The sequence below is a fragment of the Neorhizobium sp. LjRoot104 genome (genome assembly GCF_964253725.1).
Lineage (GTDB): Bacteria > Pseudomonadota > Alphaproteobacteria > Rhizobiales > Rhizobiaceae > Neorhizobium.
The window spans coordinates 3,052,503-3,072,479 of sequence record NZ_CAXURS020000001.1; the positions used below are offsets into that span (position 1 = coordinate 3,052,503).

A 19,977-nucleotide genomic window follows, 5' to 3' on the forward strand; every position below is an offset into this window, starting at 1 on the left:
GGGTTTTTCCTCCTTTCCGGCCTCCTCAAGCCGGGAAGGATCGCCTCAGGACCGAAGGATCGGGGTTGGCGGGCACGGGCGGAATCGGCAACATCTCGCCGTTCAGCGCCTGCCTTCGAAAAATCTCGACCCGTCCGCTCCGGTCGCGCGCCACATGGGCCTTGGCGGCCTCCATGGCAAGCTCATAGGTGTGATAATAAGACGCAGACTGGACGCCGTCGATGACGTAGACCCAACCGGTTGCGTGTGGGACGATATCGCAGTACTTTCCCATTGGATGTATCTCCTTCCCGGCGGTCACAAGTACATTCGGGAACCAAAAGTTCCGCCTCCGGGGAAGTTTTTTTTCGAGTGTTGGCCACGTCTCGGCCGGGTTGCGATTTTTCGTTTTTACCAGGGAACTTTTCTGCGCCGCGCACGTTTGGGCGCTTGGGCGAATGGAGACAAGAATGGCGGAATCCGAAGAAGTCTGGATCAGAAAACGGGCCTACATATTGTGGGAAGAGGAAGGCTATCCGTCAGGTAAGGATAGGGAGCATTGGGAAAGAGCCAAGCTGGAATATGCGACGCTCGGGCCTACCGCTTCAAAAAAGCCTGCGGCAGGATCGCGCGGCAAGTCCGCCACCGCCGTGAAGCCGCCGAAAGCGGCGTCGAAGGCTGCAACACCCAAACCGGCAGCGAAAACCGCCGCTGCCAAGGCTTCTCCCGCGAAGACATCTTCCAAGGCACCGGCCGCTGCCATGCCGGAAGCCGTCCAACCGGCGAAGAAGCGCTCCAAGAAGGTTCCGGCTGGCGCCTGACGCCACCCGCCACCCAGCTTCATCACAATCGTTATTGGTCGCGGCGACTGACATCATCGCGGCCGCGGGTTTGTTTATCCTGGAAAATTGAAATGGCTTTTGCGTCTGAACGTGGTCTCGGTTTCATCCCGGCGGAGGAACGTTGGCCAGGGCGAAAACGTTCTGCAGGGGAGACCGGCAGATGGCGGAGGCACGCATGATGAACGCTTACGTCCCGATCGGCGAACCCCGTCGAGATGAGTGGAGCGCAACGGAACAGGGGATCAATACTGGTTATGGAAAGCGGGGGCTTCCCGGCATGAGAATTCTTTCGGTCACCTCCGAAATCTTCCCCCTTGTGAAGACGGGTGGCCTAGCAGACGTGACCGGATCGCTGCCAAAGGCGCTCGCCCCGCTCGGCATAGAGACGACCTCTCTGATCCCCGGTTATCCCCAGGTCATGCAGCAGCTGAAGAGCGCCATGCCGCTGGTCACCTTCGACAACCTGCTCGGCGAAAAAGCCGCCCTTCTGCATACCCGCGTCGAAGGCCTCAGCCTTTTCATCCTCGATGCGCCCGCTCTCTACGACCGGCCCGGCGGTCCCTATGTCGATGAAGAGGGCATCGATCATCCCGACAACTGGAAACGGTTCGCTGCACTTTCCCTCGCGGCGGCCGAAATCGCCGATGGATTGCTGCCGGGCTGGATTCCCGACCTGGTTCATACCCATGACTGGCAGTCGGCGCTGACCTCGGTCTATATGCGCGAACGCGGCTGCATGACGCCCGTCGTGCTGACCATCCACAACCTCGCCTTCCAGGGCCAGTATCCTGCCGGCGTTCTGATGAGCATCGGCCTGCCGCCGGAAGCCTATTCCATGAACCGAATGGAATATTTCGGGGATATCAGTTTCCTGAAAGGCGGCCTGCTGACGGTCGACGCGATCACCACCGTCAGCCCGACCTATGCGCGCGAGATCCTCACCCCGCGCTTCGGCATGGGCATGGACGGCGTCCTGAATGCACGCGTCTCCGTCCTTCGCGGCATCGTCAACGGCATCGACCTCGATATATGGGACCCTTCGACGGACCCGCACCTGCCACGCAACTACGATGTCGGTACGTTGCGCCGCAAGCGCGAGAACCGCGCCGCGCTGCTTCAGAAATTCGGGCTGAACCCGGCCCAGGAAGGTCCCGTGTTTTCCGCCGTCAGTCGGCTGACCTGGCAGAAGGGATTTGATATGTTCGCCGATACGGCGGACGAGATCATCCGCAACGGCGGCCAGGTGATCGTCTTCGGCCAGGGCGACCGTGAGATCGAGCGGGCGCTGGCCGATACCGCCGCGCGTTTTCCGGGCCGGATGGCAGTGCATTTCGGCTACGACGAACCGACGGCGCATCTGGTCCACGGCGGGTCGGACGCGATCGTCCAGCCCTCCCGCTTCGAACCCTGCGGGCTGACCCAGCTCTACGCGCTCCGCTACGGCTGCGTCCCGGTCGTCTCCCGCACCGGCGGGCTTTCGGAAACGATCATCGATGCCAATGATGCGGCCATGTCCGCCCGCGTCGCCACCGGCTTCCAGTTCCATCCGGTGACCACCGACGGATTGCGCCTGGCGCTTCGCCGCGCGCTGCACGCCTATGCCGACCCGAAAATGTGGGCACGGCTGCAGAACCAAGGCATGAAGGCGAAATTTTCCTGGGAACGCAGCGCCCAGCAATATGCCGCCGTCTATGCCAACCTGGTGCTGAAGTCCGGGCACGTTGCCTCGACAACCTCGGATATCCGTCGGGCAACGCTCTGAGTGTAAACTTCAAAGTGAAGCGAGACGCTACCGAAGAAACGGAAGCCCTCTGAGAAGCAGGACCAGCTGGGCCTGCGTCCGCACGCCGGTCTTCATCATGATGCGCTTCAGGTAGGTTCTCACGGTTTCCCGGGAAATAGCCTGGTTTTCGGCCGCGCGGTCTACCGTGCCGCCTGAGCCTATCTCCCATGCGATGCGTGCTTCACCGGGTGTAAGGTCGAAAAGGCCCTGCAGGACATGGGGATCGTGCGTCTCACTCATACCGACCTTTGTGACGAGCAGGACTACCAGCGATCTGTTGAAAATGTCGCGCGACCGTTTCTTGATCGGAACGACGTTGATGATCAACGGCGTCTCCTCTTCGGTTCTGGCCGGCAGGGGGATGCTTTGGACGATGGGCACTTCTGACTTGCGCACAGCCGTAATGCATGTCCCGAGAAGCAATTCGGCGGACGCACTGGAAAGCCTGATCCGGTTGCCGGCGCCGATAAGGACTTGCGTGCCAAGGCCTTGGAATTGCGGATTTGCCTCCATGACGCCGCCATTGTCACCGATGACGGCGGCCGGCATCCCGATCAATTCGAGGGTTTCGACGGTATTGCGGGCCTGTTTGAAAGCCAGGCGGGATGCGAGCCACGCGGCCCGCGTTATATCCGGCTTCAGGCGATTCATGGTGGCCATATCGTCCGGCTGGAACGGGCCGGCAGAAGTCTCGCGAAGAAGGTCCACGATCAGGAGGTGTCCTGAAGGCTCCCGCAGCACGTCACCGGCTGTCCAACCGAACCCGAGCGGCCTTAGCCGTTCCCTATAGATCGGGTCCTCCTCGATTTCCCTTTCCGTCATGAGATCGATATCGCGCAGGAAGGCAAATTTCCTCGACTGAATATGTCTCTCCGGCCGGATATTCTCGTAGCGGATCTCGCTTGTGCTGAAATCGAGCAGGGCCTTGTGAATGCGGGGGCTGCAGACCCATCGATACTGATGATCATTGTCGAGCGTCGCGATGGCCGCGGAATGGGCACCGGCCAGGCGAGCCATGCTTTCGCATACGGAAGGCCAGAGCTCCGGTATGAACGCCGCCTCATAGAGTTGTTCGGGAAAATCTACTGACACCAACGAATATTTCCGCCCCACAAAAGTCGCGCCAGTTCAGTGGGATCGCTCCGTAATTGTCAATACGCATCTGGATTTGGATGAGAGCCGCAACGGAGAGGCCGCGGCTCGAAGATAATCTTGCGGAAGGAAAAAATAGCCGTTCTACGGCCTCCGGAACAGCGCCAGGCTGCGGCCTTCGAGCTCGAAATCCTTTTCCTTGGTAATGACCAGGCCGTGCTTGGACAGGTCGGACGTGGTGAGTTCCAGCACCCAGCCGCCCTCGCCAAACTGCGGGATGCGGAACGGCACATTGCCTTCGAACGGGTTGAACAGCAGAAGCACGTCGTGCCAGATCCCCTCCTCTTCCTTGAGGTCGGGCCGGCCGATGTAGAGGCCGAGCGTCGAGCCTTCGTCCCACTGTTCAGGCGTCTGGAAGCCGCCGCCGGCGTTGAACCATTTGATGTCCAGGCCGTCGCGCCAGTTCTCGCGACGCAGCAAGGGCTGCTCCCGGCGCAGCTTGATGATCTGGCGGGTGAACTCGCGCAGTTCCTCGCAGCTTTCCGGCAGGTTTTCCCAGTGAACCCAGGAAATCTCGCTGTCCTGGCAATAGCCGTTGTTGTTGCCCATCTGGCTGCGGCCGAACTCGTCACCGGCAAGCAGCATCGGGGTGCCGTGCGAGAAGAACAGGGTGGCGAGGAAATTGCGTTTCTGCCGGTCACGCACGGCATTGATGCCCTCGTCCTCGGTCGGCCCCTCGGCACCATAGTTGTAGCTGCGGTTGTCGTTGTGGCCGTCGTTATTGTCCTCGCCGTTCGCCTCGTTGTGCTTCTCGTTGTAGGAAACGAGGTCGTTCAGCGTAAAACCGTCATGGGCGGCGATGAAGTTGACGCTCGCCCACGGGCGACGACCGCGCTGGTCGTAGAGATCACCGGAACCGAGCAGGCGGGCGGCGAAGTCCGTCGAAACGTTGGTGCCCTTCCAGTATTCGCGCACGGTGTCGCGGTACTTGTCGTTCCATTCCGCCCAGCCGGGCGGGAAACCGCCGACCTGATAACCGCCGGGACCGATATCCCACGGCTCGCCGATCAGCTTCACTTGCGACAAAACCGGATCCTGGGTGATTGCGTCGAAGAACCCGCCGCGCTGGTCGAAACCCTCCGGTTCGCGGCCGAGGATCGTGCCGAGATCGAAGCGGAAGCCGTCGACATGCATGCTCTCGGTCCAGTAGCGCAGCGAATCCATGATCAGCTGCAGCACCCGCGGATGCGAGGTGTTGACGGTGTTCCCGGTGCCGGTGTCGTTGATGTAGTAGCGATGCTGGTCGGGCATGGTCCGGTAATAGGAGTAATTGTCGATGCCCTTGAACGACAGCGTCGGCCCGAGCTCGTTGCCCTCCGCAGTGTGGTTGTAGACCACGTCGAGAATGACCTCGATGCCGGCATCGTGGTACGCCCGCACCATGTCGCGAAATCCCTGGATGCCCTTCGGGCCATAATAGCGGGAAGCGGGGGCGAAGAAACCGAGCGTGTTGTAACCCCAGAAATTATGCAGGCCCTTGTCGAGCAGGTGCTGGTCGTCCGGGAAATAATGAACCGGCATCAGCTCGACGGAGGTGATCCCTAGGCTCTTGATGTACTCCACCGACGCCTTGTGCCCCATGCCCTCGAATGTGCCGCGCAGGTCCTTCGGAATGCCCGGGTTCAGTTGGGTGAAGCCCTTCACATGGGTCTCGTAGACGATCGTCGCCGGCCAGGCGATGTTCGGCCGGTTCTGGTCCTGCCAGTCGAATTCGTTCGGATCGATGACCCGGCACTTCGGCATGAACGGCGCGCTGTCGCGCTCGTCGAACGTCAGATCCTTGTCCTCGTGCAGAAGGTCATAGGCGAAATGCGCCTCGTTCCAGTCGACATTGCCGGCGAACTCCCGCGCATAGGGGTCGATCAGCAGCTTGTTCGGGTTGAAACGATGACCGTTTTCCGGATCGTACGGGCCGTGGACCCGGAAGCCATAGAGAGCGCCCGGCTTCAGCCCCGGCACATAACCGTGCCAGATTTCATGGGTGTATTCCGGAAGCTCAAGCCTGGCGATCTCTATCTTGCCGGTCGGGTCATAAAGACAAAGCTCCACCCGTTCGGCGTGAGCCGAGAAAATCGCGAAGTTGACGCCCTCGCCATCAAAGTTGGCCCCGAGCTTAAGCCAGGAGCCGGGCTCGATGACAAAGTGGTTTGATTTCGTATCCATGCCGCACCCAATTGAAAGACTGGCGTCATAATGGTGCGGCACAACATTTCGTTCCCTGGACGCAAAGGAAAACTATGGATTGCCCGATCCGGCCGCCGGCGGCGGGCTGCCCGGTGTCGTGTTGGTTGCTCCGGATGGCGATGTCGCTGGGCTCTGGCCACCCGTTCCCGTCTGCGGCGACGGGTTGCGATCCGTCGCCGCCGTGTTGTTGGATTGCGCCGGCGGCGTGTTGTTGATCGGATCGCTCTGTTTTTCGCCGCCGTCGCTACAGGCGCTCAGAAGCACCACGGTTCCCAGCGCAACAACGAAACTCTTCATGGCTGGTCCTCTTCACGGGCTTTGCGAAACGCCGCCTGCCGGCGGTGCGCATCCAGCGCGATCACCTTCTCGACGGCGGCGACATCCTCGGCGCTTGCGGCCGGGATCGGGTCGCCGGCGATGGCTTCCAGTACCTCGGGCGCCAAGGCACCGTTGCGAATGACGTATTCCAACGCCTCGCGGGTCTGCCGTTCGGCTTTCAGCTGGGCGTAAAGGGCAAGGATCAGCCGGTCGCGCGCATCGCGCTCGCTGTCGCTGCCTTTCGATCTGGCGAATTCCGCCATGGTCTTCCTCCATGTTTCTGGGCGAAGAACCAACTTTCGGTCACGGTGATTGTTCCCTGCGCCGAAACCTCCGCTATCTCCTTGAAGAGGCAAACACGGGACAAGGAGGAAACCATGTCGACGCTGACACCGCAGGAACTGGAAGGGCGCCTGAATGCTCACCGCGAACTGCTGATCGAGCTCTTGTCCGCCATGATCGGGGGCGAAGTCACCATCACGTCGCTCCTCAGACGGTTACGCGATGACGCCACGTTCAAGGATAATGAGGAAGACCCGGGCCTGTTGCCGGAGGGTGCATTCGCGATTGAAAATTCCGCGGCCCGAGAGGTGCGTTCGATCCTCGATGCTGCCCGCGCCAGGGCTGCGGCCGACGACAATTGACGTCCCGTTAACCGTGCGGTTTCACATTTAAGGCGATCACGCCACGTTTATGGCCATTTCGTGGAACTACAATGCGACTTTATCGTTCATTCACGACCGAAGCGATGGAGGCGACGATGGTCAGAGAATGGGTAGAAGCAGCAGGTTTTGTTCTGGTGATCGCCGCCTGCTACATGATGGTCATCCCCGTCTAGTTCCTGGCTCCTGGGGAGGAGAGAGGCCTCGCACTCACGGCCTCGCACTCAAGGCCCGCTGCTCTCGCGGCTGGCAAAGAAGGCCGCGAGAGCGGCAAAATCTTCTTCATTCAAGTTTTTCGCCACCTCGAGCATGAGGTGGCTGAAGGAAGACCCGCCTCGCACACCTGCATGGAAGAGGCGGAGCTGGCGCTCCAGATAAGGGGCGTTTTGACCTGAAATGCGCGGATAGGCGGGATTGCCGCCGGGCTTTTCGTGGCAACTGAGGCAGGCGGGAATTTTGTCTGCCGCTCTTCCCCTTTCGGCGATCTCGCGGCCCCTTTCCACGAGCTGCGCATCGACCGGCACCGAAGGCCTTTGCGGCCTCGCCTGCCTGGCGTAATAGCTTGCAAGCTCCGGCAGGCCCTCTTCGGCCAAAGTCCCGACCGCGACCTTCATGATGCCGCTCGCGCGTTCACCATGTGCGTAGGCACGCAGGCTATTGAGCAGATAGGTTTCCGACTGCCCCGCGAGCCGCGGGATGACGCTGTTGGCGCCCAGCCGCTTTTCCGCATGACAGCTTTCGCAGGTGATCGGCATCGGCGAAACTTCGCCCGCGGTGCCTATCCCATGCAGGCCGGACGCCTGCAGGTAGGCATTGCCGTCCATGTCCGGCAGCTTGCGCAGAAATGCCACCATGTCCCAGATTTCGTCGTCGCGGACCTGCGCTGGCCAGGCCGGCATGCCGGTGAAGCGCACGCCATGCTTGACGATCTCAAAAAGCTGCGCGTCGCTCCAGGTCGGCACCACGGTTTTCAGATCAGGCGGCGGAGGCAGCATGGCGAGCACGGCGCCGGAGCGCCCCTGCACCGGCGAGCCATGACAGATGGCGCAGCCGGTCTCGAAATGCCCGGCGGCAGGCGGCACCAACGCGGGGTTGTCGAGCGGCGGCACTTCGATGGAAAGAGATGCGGTCCGGATCGAGTTGCGCATCACCCAATGCAGGAACCAGTCGGTCACCGCCCAATGGCCGGTGCTCGCCTGGACGCTCATCAGTCCGGACCAGGCGAACCCGAGCCCGAGAAGCGGCGCCACGATCACCAGGATCGCGAGATATTTCCAGCGGATCGTCATCCGGCCATTCCTCCCAAAACCCCGCTCGCGCTGCTCACGGGCAGCACGTCTCGGCCTTACCGTAGAGCGGATGGGGAGAAAGGGAAAGCAGCACGCCGAGTGCATCGCGGAGAAGGTGGGAGGCAGAAAGAAAGCCAGCAAATTCGGCACCAAACGCACCATCGGGAGTTTTGTTCCAGCCGGCGGATAACTTTGTGTAACCAACTGTGAAAAAGATGGAACGAATCCTTGGGCGACGGGTTTGCTCCCTGTGAACGGGCGACCGCCCAGCATTCGCGACGGGAGAAAATCATGAGACACTTTCTACAAATGCTCAGAACCAGGCTCACCGGCACTCACCAGAAGAAAACTTTCGCCGTGGCCCATCCGGAAGAACTGCAGGTCGTCGTACCTGATGCCGTCGTCCTTCCCTTGCCCAAGTCGCCGCGTGAGGAAATCAGCGTCCCCGCCTCCATCAACGGCCGGGACCTTTCGACCGGCCGGCTTTGAAGCCGGCTTTGCCAACAACGGTACTACCAACAAAAGGAGACCAGCATGACCACCATCGAGTCCGCCAACATCCTGATCCTCGCGGCCGACGGCTACGAGCGATCGGAACTGCGCGTCCCGCTGGAGGAATTGAAAAAACGCGGAGCCGACGTCAAGATAGCGTCCATCAAGACCGGCGAGATCAAAAGCTGGGATAAAAAGGACTGGGGCGATACCGTCCCGGTCGATCTGGAAGCCAAGAACGTCAAGGCGGAGGACTTTGATGCCCTCGTGCTGCCGGGCGGCCAGATCAACCCAGATATCCTGCGTGGCAACGACGATGCGATGAAGGTCGTGCGCGACTTCGTGAAAAGCGGCAAGCCGATTGTGGCGATCTGCCATGGTCCATGGCTGTTGGTGGAGGCCGATGCGCTTCGCGGACGCAAGGCGACGTCCTATCATTCGATCCGCACCGATATCCGCAACGCCGGCGCGTCGTGGAAGGACGAGGCCGTGGTGGTCGATAACGGCATCATCACCTCGCGCTCGCCCGAAGATCTGCCGCAATTCGTGGCAAAGATCGTCGAGGAAGTGCAGGAAGGACGCCACAATCGCCGGGCAGCGTAACTAAACGCAAACCTGGTCCCGGCCGCCCGCAACCTCCTCGCGGGCGGCCGTCGCGCAAGTTGACGAGACGTCCTTCAGGAAAGCCAGGAGCCGCCGTTCATTGGCACGCAACTCCTTGGGTCCGTTCAGCACCGCCTTGTCCCTCATCAGCTTTTCCAGCGGCGATACGTCCTCCGAAAGCGCCAGGATGCTCGGATGGATGTAGCTCGAGCGGCAGACGGCGGGCGTGTTGTGCAGGGCTTCCGCCGCCGCCTTGCACATCGCCTTGATCTTCGGACGCCGCCCCTCCTCTTCGACCACTTCCCAGGCCGCCATCAGCGCGGCGAGACTGCCGCCCCAGGTGCGAAAGGTCTTGGCCGACACGGCGAACCCTGCCGCATTGGCAAGATAGGCATTGAGCCGGCCCGAGTCGATCGGATGCGGCACGCCCTGCTCGTCCGGCCAGGAAAACAGCTGCCGGCCCGGCAGGTCGGCGATCTCTTCCAGGATGCGTTGCAGGCGGGGATGTTTCAGCGTGTGCTGTACGCGGCGTCCCCCCTTGGCGACGAAGCGCAGCATGATCGCCTCGCCGGACAGCGTCATGTGGCGCTTCAAGAGCGTGGTCGCGCCATAGGTCTTGTTCTCCTTGGCGTAGAGACGGTTGCCGACGCGCAGATGGGTAGCGTCCATCAGGGCCACCAATGCGGCAATCACCGCGTCCGACTTGTCGAGACCAAGCACCAGGTCCCGTTTTGCCTTGCGGCGGATCCGCGGCAGGGCCTCGCCGAACCGGACGAGCTGGTCGTATTTGCGTTCGCTGCGAAAGCTCTGCCAGTCGGGATGATAGCGATACTGCTTGCGGCCGCGCGAATCGTAGCCCGTCGCCTGAAGGTGCCCGCGCGGGTCAAGGCAGATCCAGACATTCTCGTAGGCGGGCGGCAGGCCGAGCGAAACGATCCTCAGGCGATGCTCCGGATCGGAAAGCAGGGTGCCGTCCGGCAGGCGGTAGGTAAAGCCCTTGCCGCGCCTGAGCCGGCGGATGCCGGGCTCCGCGTCGCTGACATAGGTAAGGCCGATGGTCTTGAGGAAATCCTGATCGATGGCGATCGTGGTTAGCATAGCGTCCATGGCCGACCAAACGGCCAGGACCGCGCCTTCGTTCCGGCGCTCCCGGAGATAACCGTCAGATCGCGATGTCCTTGAGAGTTTCGACGCCCTCGCCTCGTTCGAAGGCCAGACGCGGCGCATTCAAGGACCAGCGAAGCCCCTCACTGCGGAAATCGACTTCGACCTGGCCGGCGAAAGCCGCCGCCGCATGGCGCCTGATGATCGTCGTGCCGAACCCGGTGCGGGAAGGCTCGTGGACCGCTGGGCCGTCACTCTCTTCCCAGACGAGTTCCAGCCGGCTTTCGCCGTTATTCTCGTCGACCAGATCCTTCCAGGTTATGCGCACTCTGCCCTGCGGTACGGAGAGCGCTCCGTATTTCACCGAGTTGGTGGCAAGCTCGTGAAGGATGAGGCCAAGGTTCTGGACCGCTTCTGCCTTCAGGATAAAATCCGTCCCCTGCAGCTCGACGCGATCGGCCGCGTCCGCGAACGTGCTCATGTGAATTTCGATGACGCGGCGGATCGAGACCCCGGCCCATTGCTCCTTCGCCAGCGCCTCGATCGATTTGCCGAGGCCTTGCAGGCGGGTACTGATCGCCTTCTGGAACTCCTCCATCGTGGTGTCCTGGCGCGCCAGCTGGCGCATCATCGCCTGGATCAGCGTCAGGATGTTCTTGGTCCGGTGAACCAGTTCATGCAGGATGAGGTGAATGCGGTCTTCCGCCTCGCTGCGGTCGAAGGAGGCATTCGAAAGGGCGACTGCCACCTGGTTGGCCTCGCGGATCTTCGTTTCCACGGGAGAGACGATCTCGCCCTTGCCGATCCGCTCGGCCATTTCGGCGATCTGCCGGATCGGGATGCGAAGCTGACGACCGACGAGCCAGGCAATCAGCATGCCGAGAGCAAGGAAGATCGCGCCACCCGCGATCAACTGCCGCCACGTGGTGAGGATGCTCGCCTGCGCCGCATCGATCGGCCCCCAGACGACGGCCTTCCACGTCCAGCCGGTGATCTGCGCGTAGCCGTACATCTGCCGCCGGTTGCCGCCGATATCCTCAATCGTACCCTTGAAGCCAGTCATCAGCTTCAGCATGTCGGACGGAAACTCCGTGCCGGAACCGAGCGCATGGGCGCCGAGGGAGGTCACGACCTTTCCGGCGCCATCGACGACCGCGACCGACCAGCCGGCGGGAAGCCCTTCCGTCGAAACGAGCTTCTGCAGGTCCTCGGCATTCTGCGTCATGATCATCGCGGCGCCGGAATGGGAAATCTCCTTGGGCAGGGGCATTGTGACGTTGAAGACATGCTTGCCGCTGGTGGCGCCGAAAAACACGTTGGAGACTTCGGTCACGCCGTTGTTCAGAGCCGATTGGAACGCCGGCATGTTGGAAACCTTGCCAAGCGGCGCGTCGAACGGCACGCGGGTATTCAGCCGCTGCTGCCCATCAGCACTGACGACGAGAATATAGAGAGAGTCGGATCGGAGGCTGTTCTGGGTTCGATTGTGGAAAGCCCGCAAATCGCCGGCCTCAAGCTCCGGCGAAGTGACAAGCAGCCGAAGCGTCGTCGCCATGTCCTGCAGCTCGCGGTCGATCGAGCGAGCAATCAACTGGGCGTCTTCGGCCGTCTCGGCTGCAAGAATCTCCCTCTCGTTCGCCTCCAGCTCCGTCATCAGATAACCCACGAAAATCAGCAAAGGCAACGCTACGCCAGCCGCGAGGGCGACCAGATAGGCGCCGATAGGCGCCGTTGGAAAAAACCGCGAAATTCCAAACATTCCGCGTCTTTACCCTATAGCGAAAAGCTGCAGGTGCCTGTGCCGCCTGCCGGCATTATTCATTTCCGTGTCCCGCCATCTGCTAATATTCTAGCGGACCTTATCTAACCGGTTTTAGAGGCCGGGCCAAGGATTGATTGCCAGCGATATGGTTTTCCGGAAGGGGGCGGCTCAGATATCGCGATGCCGCTCCGCCACGTCGAAGTTCACATCCCAATCCTTCTCCGCGCCCTTCTTGCCAGGGGGATTGCGGTGTCGCGTGGCGTCGTCGGAGCCGGTAATTACCGTCGGTTTGGCGCTGGCGACGCCGTTTGACTTGCCGTCCGCTCTCGACTTGGCGTACTGCCCCTCGGCATCCTTGTGGATTTTGGCGCTATCATTGCCTTCGGTCATGATGGCCTCCCTTCCTGAACGAAGTCAGGCCACCGACCGCGGCCTGACGCATGGATCCGCCCGGGTCAGACCGTGGTCGAACCCGACAGCGTATCGGTTGAACTGTTGTTGACCCGCAGGTTGTTCTGGACGTGCCGGACGCCGGAAACGTCGTCCACCAAATCCTCGGCGCGGCGCTTGTCCCAGCGGCTCGATACGAAACCGTCGAGGGTCACCTCGGACCCCTGAACCGTCACGGTTATGTTGGATGCGTCGAGCACCGGATCGTCGCTGAGGCGATCATTGACGTCCTCCTCGATACGGGCATCGGAGCGTTGATAACCCTTCGGCCCCTTGCCGCGATGCTCGTCCATCTTCCGGCGACGTTCGGCGTCTTCGTCACCGAACCATGAGGCGACTTCATCCCCGGCGCGCTCCATGAAGCCACGCTTTCGGCCGTAGTCGTCAGAACCGCGGAAGCGGTTGTCCGAACCGGAACGGCTTTCGCCGCCGAAACGGTAATCGGAGCCATAGCGGTCGCCATAAGCCTGGCTGACGCGGTTGCGGCCCGGTTCGTAGCTGAAGGATGAAGGGCGGCCGCGATAGGAATCGCGAGCCCAAGCCTGCGAGCGCTCCGAGTCACCATACCCCGCCTCGAACCCGCCGTCGTCGGATGCCCATTGTTCGCTACGGCCATAACGGGAGAAGCGCGAGCGGTCGCCGTCCTCTCGATTTCCGTCTTCCCTCCGCGGATCGTCGCTGAAACCGCGCACGTAGCCCGTATCACCCGGGCGATAATCGCTGGAGGACTCGCGGGCGAAATCACGCTCGTCGCGCATCCGGTCGTTTCGATACCCGCCCGATTGGGAATGATTTCCACTAGCCATTGTCTGTCTCCTCGGTCTGGTTTGGTCCCGTTCTGCAGGGACACAGACCCAACCCCGCCTCCCCGGGATTGTTCCCCTCTTGGGAGGAAAGCCGGAGGTTCAATCCGCGGAAACGGCCATGATCATGGACAGCCCTGGAAGAGTTTCGCCGGCAGCGATCTCCGCCGGTTCGGCATGGATGATGGTACCGGAAACGGGCGGCACCGGCTGCTCGTTGGCCGACAGGTTGGCACGAAGCTGCAGCAGGCGGTCCGCCAGCCTCCAGTCGATGGCAATGGTGCCGTCGCCGGTATCGAGCACCCTGCCCGAGTGAGGAGGGATGGCGAGAAGTCCGGGAACGACATGTTCGCGCCGCTTGGCGATCAGCATGCGCAGGCGGTTGCGGTGCAGCTGCCCTTCGGGCGCGCGAGCGCGGTCCCACCGCAGCCTGGAAATATCGAACGTCTCCGCCGCATTCGGGTCGGAGATATCCTCCGGTCCCGACACGCCCTGCGGCATGCCACCAAAATCCGCTGCTTCGACGAGACGGTTGTCCCGGAGAGTTCTGGCAAGTTCTCCTTCGTATTCGCCGAAGAACCGAAATTCCTGGGTCTCCCAGTAGTCCTCGCCCATGAACAGGGCCGGTATCTGCGGCGACAGGATCAGTATCGCCGTCAGCACCCGCAGCATTCGCGGATCGGCAAGCGTGACCAGTCGCTCACCGCGGGCGCCGGCCATGTCATGGTTCTGGAGGAAGTTGACGAAGGCGACGGGCGGCAGGTGACCGCTCGGCTCGCCGCGGGCTTCGCCATCCGGCCGGGCTGCGCCCTGATCGATGAAACCTTCCGCGAGCCCCCGTGCAAGCTGGCGCACCGGATTCTCCCCGACGAGGCCGGCATAGGCCGGCGCCTCTCCGGTTGCGACAACATGGGCGGCGCGGCGAATGTCGTGGTTCCAGCCGGCATCGTAAAGCGAAGCCTTGCCGGCCCGACTGCGCTCCACGTAGTGGGTGATGTTGCGCTGGTCGTCCATCACGAGATGCCGGCGCCGGCCCGTCACTTCGCGTTGAACCCGCTTTGCCAGCTCCCACAGGACGTGCATCTGCGACGCGTCATCATCGATCTGATCGACCGCATCCAGTCGCAAGCCGTCGAGGTTGTGTTCCTCCAGCCAGTAAAGGGCATTCTCGATGAAGAACTGACGCACCGGGCGCTGGCTGAAATTTATCGCCGGTCCCCAGGCTGTTGCCCGATCCGGATCGAAAAAGGACGGCACATAGGGCTCGAACAAACTGCCCCGCGAGCCCAAACGATTGTAGACGACGTCGAGCATGACAGAGAGACCGTGCCGATGCGCCGCATCGACGAAAGCTTTCATATCGTCCGGTTCGCCATAGGCGTGATGAGGCGCATAGGGCAACGCGCCATCGTAACCCCAGCCGCGATCCCCGGGAAACTGATTGACCGGCATGATCTGAAGCATCGTTACGCCCAGCGAGGCGATCTCACGCAGCCGCTCGGTCGCGGCGCGAAAGGTACCCTCCGGAGTGAATGTGCCGATATGAATCTCGTAGAGGACCGCCTCTTCCCAGGCATGCCCGCTCCACTCCGGCATGTGCCAGTGGTAGGTCGTCGGATCGACGATCAGCGAAGGTCCGTCGATGCCGCCGGCCTGGGCGCGTGACGCGGGGTCCGGCATCAGGACGCCGTCGGGCATCACAAACCGATAGGGTGTGCCTTGCGCGATGCCGTCCGTCGTCAGCGTGAACCAGCCCTCGCCTGCCGGCAGCATCTCTCGATTGCGGCCGGCGATCTGCACCCGCAGGCGTTCCAGGTCCGGCGCCCAGATCCGGAAAAGCACCTCGCCATCACCCCGATATTCCGCCCCCCAGGACTTGGGAAAAGCGCGGCGGGACGGATGTGCAAAACCTTCGTTTCGCGAATCGAACGGCGTAAAATCTCGCGTCAGCGACATGACATCTCCTTGGCTGCAATTGTTCCAAGGAAATACGAGTCCGCGGGGAAAAGTTCCCCGCTTTCGCCTAAACCGTTGTTATCTCTACATTAAAATAAGGAAAAAAACCTCGCCCGAACCCGCCTGCCCGCTCATTCGATGCGGCTGGTCGTTTGCGGATCGAAGACCACGGCCTTGTCGAGATTGAAGGCGAACGGGAACTTCTGGCCGAGTTCGACATGCACGTCGGAGCGGGTGCGGGCGGTGAAGGTGGCGCCGTCCAGCTTGCCGGTGACGAAGGTGTCGGAACCGGTCGGCTCGATCATCGTCACTTGCGCCTCGATCTGTGCGGTGGCGCGCGCCTGCGGATCGACCAGGCCGGCATCCGTGATCGTTTCGGGACGCAAGCCCAGGATGACGTCCTTGCCATCCGGAAGGCTGGTGGTCACGGAAGGCGGCATGGCGACCCTGACGCCGTCGTTTCCAAACAGCGAGATGCTCTGCTGGCCATTGGCGCCCGATACCTTGCCCTTCAGCATGTTCATCGCCGGCGAACCCATGAAATCGGCGACGAAGAGATTGGCCGGGCGGCCATAGATTTCCGCAGGCGTACCCACCTGCTGCACCATGCCTTCCTTGAGGACGACGATCTTGGTGGCAAGCGTCATCGCCTCGATCTGGTCATGGGTGACGTAGACGATCGTCGCATGGGTGTTCTGGTGCAACGCCTTGATTTCGGCACGCACCTCGACGCGCAGTTTGGCGTCGAGGTTGGAGAGCGGCTCGTCGAAGAGGAAGACGCGCGGCTGGCGCACCAGCGCCCGGCCCATGGCCACGCGCTGGCGCTGGCCGCCGGAGAGCTGGCTCGGACGGCGCTTGAGGAGATGCTCGATCTGCAGGGTCTTGGCGACCTGCTTGACCGCCGCCTCGCGCTGCGCCTTCTCGACGCCGCGCATTTCGAGCGCGAACGCGATGTTCTGCTCGACCGTCATGTTCGGATAGAGCGCGTAGGACTGAAAGACCATGGCGATGTCGCGCTGCGACGGATGCAGGTCGTTGATCACCTGGCCGTCGATGACGATATCACCCGACGACGGCGGCAACAGGCCGGCGATCGCATTCAGAAGAGTGGACTTGCCGCAGCCGGATGGGCCGACGAGAACCAGGAAGCCACCCTTTTCGAGCTCGATATTGATGCCCTTCAGGATCTCGTTATTGCCGATCTTCTTGCGAATATCCTTGATTTCAAGAAAGCTCATGTGCGGTTATCCCTTGACTGCGCCGGCCATCAGGCCACGCACGAAATAGCGTCCGGCGACGACATAGACGAACAGCGTCGGAAGCGCTGCAAAGACCGCAGCCGCCATATCGACATTGTATTCCTTGACGCCGGTGGAGGAGGCAACGAGGTTGTTGAGCGCGACCGTCATCGGCGAGGACGTGCCGGATGAAAAGGACACGCCGAACAGGAAGTCGTTCCAGATGTTGGTGAACTGGTAGATGATCGTCACCACGATGATCGGTCCGGAACTCGGCAGCAGGATGCGCCAGAAGATCCGGAAGAACCCGGCGCCATCGATCATCGCGGCCTTCACCAGTTCATCCGGAAAGGCTTCGTAGTAGTTGCGGAAGAACAGCGTGGTGAAGCCTAGGCCGTAGATCACGTGGACGATGACAAGGCCGGCGGTGGAATTCGACAGGCCGAACGTGCCGAGCACCCGCGCCATCGGGATCAGCACCGCCTGGAACGGAATGAAGCAGGCAAACAGCATCATGCCGAAGACCAGCTTGTGGCCCGGGAAACGCCATTTGGTCAGCACGTAACCGTTGAGCGCGCCGAGCAGGGTCGACACCAGAACTGCCGGAACCACCATCTTGATGGAGTTCCAGAAATAGCCCTTGATGCCGACGCAGCTGACCCCAATGCAGGCCTCGCCCCAGGCGCGTACCCAGGCGGCGATCGACGGATCACGAGGCAGTGCCAGCATGTCGCCGCCACGGATTTCGTCCAGCGATTTAAGGGAGGTGCTTAGCATCACATAGAGCGGCAGAAGGTAGACCAGCGCCAGGATGACGAGCGCAGCATAGATGAAATAGCGGGCGGTACGGGCACCGCCGGCGCTGACGGTTTCGTTGGCGGCGCTCATTGCTTTCTCTCCCGCAGTTCCGAATAGAGATAGGGCACGATGATCGCGGTAATGCCCATCAGCATCATCACGGCGCTCGCCGATCCGACATTCATCTGGTTACGGGTGAACGTGTAGGAATACATGAAGGTGGACGGCAGTTCGGTCGCATTGCCCGGCCCGCCGCCGGTCAGCGCGATGACCAGGTCGTAGGACTTGATCGCCATATGGGCGAGCACGATGAAGGCGGAGAGGAACACGGGCCGCAGCAGCGGAATGATGATCCGGCGGTAGATCGAGACATTCGAGGCGCCATCGATCTGAGCGGCCTTGATGATCTCGCCGTCGATGCCGCGGAGCCCGGCGAGGAACATCGCCATCACGAAGCCGGACGCCTGCCAGACGCCGGCGATGACGACGGTGTAGATCGCCATCTTGGGGTTCACCAGCCAGTCGAACTTGAAGCTCGTCCAGCCGAGATTGTGCATGGTGTTTTCAAGCCCGAGGCCGGGGTTGAGGAACCATTTCCAGGCGGTGCCGGTCACCACGAAGGAGAGCGCCATCGGATAGAGGAAGATCGGCCGCAGCACGCCTTCGGCGCGGATCCGCTGGTCCATCAGGATGGCGATGCCGAGCCCGAGGATGATGCAGATGCCGATATAGAGCACGCCGAAGATCGCCAGGTTCTGCATCGCCACATACCAGTTCGGCTGTGACCAGAGGCGAAAATAGGCGTCGAAACCACCCCATTTGTAGACCGGCAGGATGCGCGAGGTCGTGAAGGAAAGGTAGACGGTCCAGAGGATGAAGCCGTAGACGAAGACGAGGATCACCGCGAACGATGGCGCCAGAACGATCTTCGGCAGCGCGTTGCGCAATCCGTCCGCAACTGAGCGGCCCTGTCTTTGCGGCTCAAGCACGGGAACCGGTTCGATTGTCGTCATCATGACCTCCGGCAAACACCAGAACTAAGAGATACCGGCAAGCCGGAATTTGAAAAGTGGCCGGGGTTGTCCCCGGCCACTCGCATATCGGAATTGCGCGATCAGGCGATCACTTTGCAGCCTTCACCGCTTCCGGCAGGCGCTTCAGCGCTGCTTCGGTGGTGAGCTGGCCGTTGAGATGCTGGGTGATGACGTCCAGCATGGCTTCCTTGATGGCAGCCGGCTGGGCGTAACCATGGGCGAGCGAGCCCATCAGCGTGCCCTTGGAAGAAGCCTCCGTGAGGTCGGCCATGCCCTTCTTGCCGCAATCGTCGAACTTTTCGTTCGAGACGTCGGTACGGGCGGGAACGGAACCCTTGACGGTGTTGAAGGCGATCTGGAAGGCCGGATCTTCGACGGCGGACGCCATCTTGAGCTGGGCCTTTTCAGCGTCGCCGCCAACGTCGAACATCATGAACTGGTCGGCGTTGAAGAGGACCGAGCCCTGCGTGCCGGGGAAGCGGATGCAGACGAAGTCGGTGCCCGGCTTCTTGTTGGCGCGCAGCCACTCGCCCTTCGACCAATCGCCCATTTCCTGGGCGCCGGCCTTGCCTTCGATGACGAGGGCGGTCGACAGGTTCCATTCGCGGCCCGAGAAGTTCGGGTCGAAATAGGTGCGCAGCTTCGACATCGTGTCGAAGACCTTCTTCATCGTGTCGCCGGAAAGCGCTGCCGGATCGAGGTCGAGAACGGCCTTCTTGTAGAAGTCAGGGCCGCCGGTCGAAAGTACGACGGCTTCCCAGAGCGTGCCGTCCTGCCACGGAACGCCGCCATGAGCGAGAGCGGTGAGGCCCTGGCCCTTGAAGGCATCGAGCAGGGTGATGAGTTCGGCGATATTGGTCGGAACCTTGCCGCCGGCCTTGTCGAGTGCCGCCTTGTTGATCCACAGCCAGTTGGTGGAGTGGATGTTCACCGGAGCAGCGATCCAGTGGCCGTCATATTTCGAGAAGTTCTGCAGGGCAGCCGGGATGACCTTGTCCCAGCCTTCCTTCTTGGCGAGGTCGTCGAGGTTTGCGGCAACGCCCATTTCGGCCCAGTCCTTCAGGTCGAAACCGAGAAGCTGGACGGCGGTCGGCGGATCGCCGGCCGTGACGCGGGCACGCAGCGCGGTCATGGCAGCGGAACCTGCACCACCGGCAACCGGCATGTCCTTCCAGGCGACGCCCTGCTTCTGGAGGTTTTCCTTCAGCACGTTGAGCGCTGCGGCTTCACCACCCGAAGTCCACCAATGCAGGACTTCGACCTGTTCCGCGGCCTTGGCGGCACCGGCGGTCATGGCGATAAGCGCCGCACCGGCGGCGAGTTTGGCAATCATTCGAATATTCATTGAGAATCTCCCTTTGCATCCGGGCTCCTCTCCGGATATGGCGATTTATAACGATATAATTACAGGCGGTGTCAACCCGCCCGGAGGATTTTTTCCGCCACTGCCAAACTTGCTTAACAGGAGGAAAAAACTAGCAAAATTGGCACATGAGGAATTTTTACTCAGGAATCGAGAAAAATTCCT

Annotated in this window: 21 protein-coding genes; 6 read left to right on the forward strand and 15 right to left on the reverse strand. The window is 61.6% G+C overall.

The window, feature by feature from the left end:
- Positions 1-25 precede the first annotated feature (25 nt).
- Complete coding sequence (locus tag ACSQ8R_RS15490) at positions 26-274, reverse strand: hypothetical protein (protein ID WP_436254195.1); 249 nt, start codon at positions 272-274, stop codon at positions 26-28.
- A 175-nt stretch (positions 275-449) separates the two neighbouring features.
- On the opposite strand from ACSQ8R_RS15490, the gene ACSQ8R_RS15495 reads away from it, so the two are divergent.
- Both ACSQ8R_RS15495 and glgA read left to right on the forward strand, forming a co-directional pair.
- Complete coding sequence (locus tag ACSQ8R_RS15495; protein ID WP_436254196.1) at positions 450-800, forward strand: DUF2934 domain-containing protein; 351 nt, start codon at positions 450-452, stop codon at positions 798-800.
- A gap of 298 nt (positions 801-1,098) precedes the next feature.
- Positions 1,099-2,583: a glycogen synthase GlgA gene (glgA, locus tag ACSQ8R_RS15500; protein WP_436255488.1), complete on the forward strand. Its 1,485-nt coding sequence runs from the start codon at positions 1,099-1,101 to the stop codon at positions 2,581-2,583.
- Positions 2,584-2,610: 27 nt separating this feature from the next.
- On the opposite strand, the gene ACSQ8R_RS15505 is transcribed toward glgA, so the two are convergent.
- From ACSQ8R_RS15505 to ACSQ8R_RS15520, 4 genes are all read right to left on the reverse strand, one after another.
- A complete protein-coding gene (locus ACSQ8R_RS15505; protein WP_436254197.1) occupies positions 2,611-3,621 on the reverse strand; it encodes a helix-turn-helix transcriptional regulator in 1,011 nt (336 codons plus the stop codon).
- A 219-nt stretch (positions 3,622-3,840) separates the two neighbouring features.
- Positions 3,841-5,919, reverse strand: a complete 2,079-nt coding sequence (gene glgX, locus ACSQ8R_RS15510) for a glycogen debranching protein GlgX (protein ID WP_436254198.1) — start codon at positions 5,917-5,919, stop codon at positions 3,841-3,843.
- A gap of 72 nt (positions 5,920-5,991) precedes the next feature.
- Positions 5,992-6,237 carry a hypothetical protein gene (locus ACSQ8R_RS15515; protein ID WP_436254199.1) on the reverse strand — a complete coding sequence of 82 codons (246 nt, stop codon included), beginning with the start codon at positions 6,235-6,237 and terminating at the stop codon, positions 5,992-5,994.
- Entirely contained in the window at positions 6,234-6,521 is a 288-nt protein-coding gene (locus ACSQ8R_RS15520) for a hypothetical protein (RefSeq protein WP_436254200.1), read from the reverse strand. The genes ACSQ8R_RS15515 and ACSQ8R_RS15520 overlap by 4 nt, the downstream gene beginning before the upstream one ends.
- A 114-nt stretch (positions 6,522-6,635) precedes the next feature.
- Between ACSQ8R_RS15520 and ACSQ8R_RS15525 the strand changes: the two genes are divergently transcribed.
- Positions 6,636-6,902 (forward strand): hypothetical protein, encoded by a 267-nt coding sequence (locus ACSQ8R_RS15525; RefSeq protein WP_436254201.1) that lies wholly within the window; start codon positions 6,636-6,638, stop codon positions 6,900-6,902.
- A 71-nt stretch (positions 6,903-6,973) separates the two neighbouring features.
- The gene (locus tag ACSQ8R_RS15530; protein ID WP_436254202.1) at positions 6,974-7,096 is read left to right on the forward strand and encodes a hypothetical protein; all 123 of its coding nucleotides are present in this window, start codon (positions 6,974-6,976) and stop codon (positions 7,094-7,096) included.
- Between the two features lie 48 nt (positions 7,097-7,144).
- Here ACSQ8R_RS15530 and ACSQ8R_RS15535 read toward each other — a convergent pair whose 3' ends face one another.
- Positions 7,145-8,209: a c-type cytochrome gene (locus tag ACSQ8R_RS15535; protein WP_436254203.1), complete on the reverse strand. Its 1,065-nt coding sequence runs from the start codon at positions 8,207-8,209 to the stop codon at positions 7,145-7,147.
- Positions 8,210-8,500: 291 nt separating this feature from the next.
- Between ACSQ8R_RS15535 and ACSQ8R_RS15540 the strand changes: the two genes are divergently transcribed.
- Together ACSQ8R_RS15540 and ACSQ8R_RS15545 are read left to right on the forward strand one after the other, a co-directional pair.
- Positions 8,501-8,698 carry a hypothetical protein gene (locus ACSQ8R_RS15540; RefSeq protein WP_436254204.1) on the forward strand — a complete coding sequence of 66 codons (198 nt, stop codon included), beginning with the start codon at positions 8,501-8,503 and terminating at the stop codon, positions 8,696-8,698.
- A 45-nt stretch (positions 8,699-8,743) separates the two neighbouring features.
- Entirely contained in the window at positions 8,744-9,304 is a 561-nt protein-coding gene (locus ACSQ8R_RS15545; protein ID WP_436254205.1) for a type 1 glutamine amidotransferase domain-containing protein, read from the forward strand.
- On the opposite strand, the gene ACSQ8R_RS15550 is transcribed toward ACSQ8R_RS15545, so the two are convergent.
- The 9 genes from ACSQ8R_RS15550 to ACSQ8R_RS15590 all read right to left on the reverse strand — a co-directional run bounded on the left by ACSQ8R_RS15550 (position 9,305) and on the right by ACSQ8R_RS15590 (position 19,788).
- A complete protein-coding gene (locus ACSQ8R_RS15550) occupies positions 9,305-10,384 on the reverse strand; it encodes a DNA topoisomerase IB (protein WP_436255489.1) in 1,080 nt (359 codons plus the stop codon).
- 82 nt (positions 10,385-10,466) lie between these two features.
- Entirely contained in the window at positions 10,467-12,167 is a 1,701-nt protein-coding gene (locus tag ACSQ8R_RS15555; RefSeq protein ID WP_436254206.1) for an HWE histidine kinase domain-containing protein, read from the reverse strand.
- A 171-nt stretch (positions 12,168-12,338) separates the two neighbouring features.
- Positions 12,339-12,560 (reverse strand): hypothetical protein, encoded by a 222-nt coding sequence (locus ACSQ8R_RS15560; RefSeq protein WP_436254207.1) that lies wholly within the window; start codon positions 12,558-12,560, stop codon positions 12,339-12,341.
- Between the two features lie 65 nt (positions 12,561-12,625).
- Positions 12,626-13,426, reverse strand: coding sequence for a BON domain-containing protein (locus tag ACSQ8R_RS15565; RefSeq protein ID WP_436254208.1), 801 nt, complete (start codon positions 13,424-13,426; stop codon positions 12,626-12,628).
- Between the two features lie 99 nt (positions 13,427-13,525).
- Positions 13,526-15,379 (reverse strand): malto-oligosyltrehalose trehalohydrolase, encoded by a 1,854-nt coding sequence (treZ, locus tag ACSQ8R_RS15570; RefSeq protein WP_436254209.1) that lies wholly within the window; start codon positions 15,377-15,379, stop codon positions 13,526-13,528.
- Between the two features lie 131 nt (positions 15,380-15,510).
- Complete coding sequence (locus ACSQ8R_RS15575; RefSeq protein ID WP_436254210.1) at positions 15,511-16,617, reverse strand: ABC transporter ATP-binding protein; 1,107 nt, start codon at positions 16,615-16,617, stop codon at positions 15,511-15,513.
- Between the two features lie 6 nt (positions 16,618-16,623).
- On the reverse strand, positions 16,624-17,505 hold the full coding sequence (locus ACSQ8R_RS15580) for a carbohydrate ABC transporter permease (protein WP_436254211.1): 882 nt from the start codon (positions 17,503-17,505) through the stop codon (positions 16,624-16,626).
- Positions 17,502-18,431 carry a carbohydrate ABC transporter permease gene (locus ACSQ8R_RS15585; protein WP_436254212.1) on the reverse strand — a complete coding sequence of 310 codons (930 nt, stop codon included), beginning with the start codon at positions 18,429-18,431 and terminating at the stop codon, positions 17,502-17,504. Before ACSQ8R_RS15585 ends, ACSQ8R_RS15580 begins: the two co-directional genes overlap by 4 nt.
- A gap of 106 nt (positions 18,432-18,537) precedes the next feature.
- Entirely contained in the window at positions 18,538-19,788 is a 1,251-nt protein-coding gene (locus ACSQ8R_RS15590; protein WP_436255490.1) for an ABC transporter substrate-binding protein, read from the reverse strand.
- Between the last annotated feature and the right edge of the window lie 189 nt (positions 19,789-19,977).

Excerpts from the sequence above, each read along its gene's own strand:
- treZ (WP_436254209.1), bottom strand. The coding sequence starts at position 15,379 with ATGTCGCTGACGCGAGATTTTACGCCGTTCGATTCGCGAAACGAAGGT.
- ACSQ8R_RS15515 (WP_436254199.1), bottom strand. The coding sequence starts at position 6,237 with ATGAAGAGTTTCGTTGTTGCGCTGGGAACCGTGGTGCTTCTGAGCGCC.
- ACSQ8R_RS15530 (WP_436254202.1), top strand. The coding sequence starts at position 6,974 with ATGCGACTTTATCGTTCATTCACGACCGAAGCGATGGAGGCGACGATG.
- ACSQ8R_RS15585 (WP_436254212.1), bottom strand. The coding sequence starts at position 18,431 with ATGATGACGACAATCGAACCGGTTCCCGTGCTTGAGCCGCAAAGACAG.
- ACSQ8R_RS15555 (WP_436254206.1), bottom strand. The coding sequence starts at position 12,167 with ATGTTTGGAATTTCGCGGTTTTTTCCAACGGCGCCTATCGGCGCCTAT.
- ACSQ8R_RS15545 (WP_436254205.1), top strand. The coding sequence starts at position 8,744 with ATGACCACCATCGAGTCCGCCAACATCCTGATCCTCGCGGCCGACGGC.
- ACSQ8R_RS15575 (WP_436254210.1), bottom strand. The coding sequence starts at position 16,617 with ATGAGCTTTCTTGAAATCAAGGATATTCGCAAGAAGATCGGCAATAAC.
- ACSQ8R_RS15525 (WP_436254201.1), top strand. The coding sequence starts at position 6,636 with ATGTCGACGCTGACACCGCAGGAACTGGAAGGGCGCCTGAATGCTCAC.
- ACSQ8R_RS15505 (WP_436254197.1), bottom strand. The coding sequence starts at position 3,621 with ATGGCTCGCCTGGCCGGTGCCCATTCCGCGGCCATCGCGACGCTCGAC.
- ACSQ8R_RS15565 (WP_436254208.1), bottom strand. The coding sequence starts at position 13,426 with ATGGCTAGTGGAAATCATTCCCAATCGGGCGGGTATCGAAACGACCGG.
- glgA (WP_436255488.1), top strand. The coding sequence starts at position 1,099 with ATGAGAATTCTTTCGGTCACCTCCGAAATCTTCCCCCTTGTGAAGACG.
- glgX (WP_436254198.1), bottom strand. The coding sequence starts at position 5,919 with ATGGATACGAAATCAAACCACTTTGTCATCGAGCCCGGCTCCTGGCTT.
- ACSQ8R_RS15490 (WP_436254195.1), bottom strand. The coding sequence starts at position 274 with ATGGGAAAGTACTGCGATATCGTCCCACACGCAACCGGTTGGGTCTAC.
- ACSQ8R_RS15535 (WP_436254203.1), bottom strand. The coding sequence starts at position 8,209 with ATGACGATCCGCTGGAAATATCTCGCGATCCTGGTGATCGTGGCGCCG.
- ACSQ8R_RS15495 (WP_436254196.1), top strand. The coding sequence starts at position 450 with ATGGCGGAATCCGAAGAAGTCTGGATCAGAAAACGGGCCTACATATTG.
- ACSQ8R_RS15540 (WP_436254204.1), top strand. The coding sequence starts at position 8,501 with ATGAGACACTTTCTACAAATGCTCAGAACCAGGCTCACCGGCACTCAC.
- ACSQ8R_RS15580 (WP_436254211.1), bottom strand. The coding sequence starts at position 17,505 with ATGAGCGCCGCCAACGAAACCGTCAGCGCCGGCGGTGCCCGTACCGCC.
- ACSQ8R_RS15560 (WP_436254207.1), bottom strand. The coding sequence starts at position 12,560 with ATGACCGAAGGCAATGATAGCGCCAAAATCCACAAGGATGCCGAGGGG.
- ACSQ8R_RS15520 (WP_436254200.1), bottom strand. The coding sequence starts at position 6,521 with ATGGCGGAATTCGCCAGATCGAAAGGCAGCGACAGCGAGCGCGATGCG.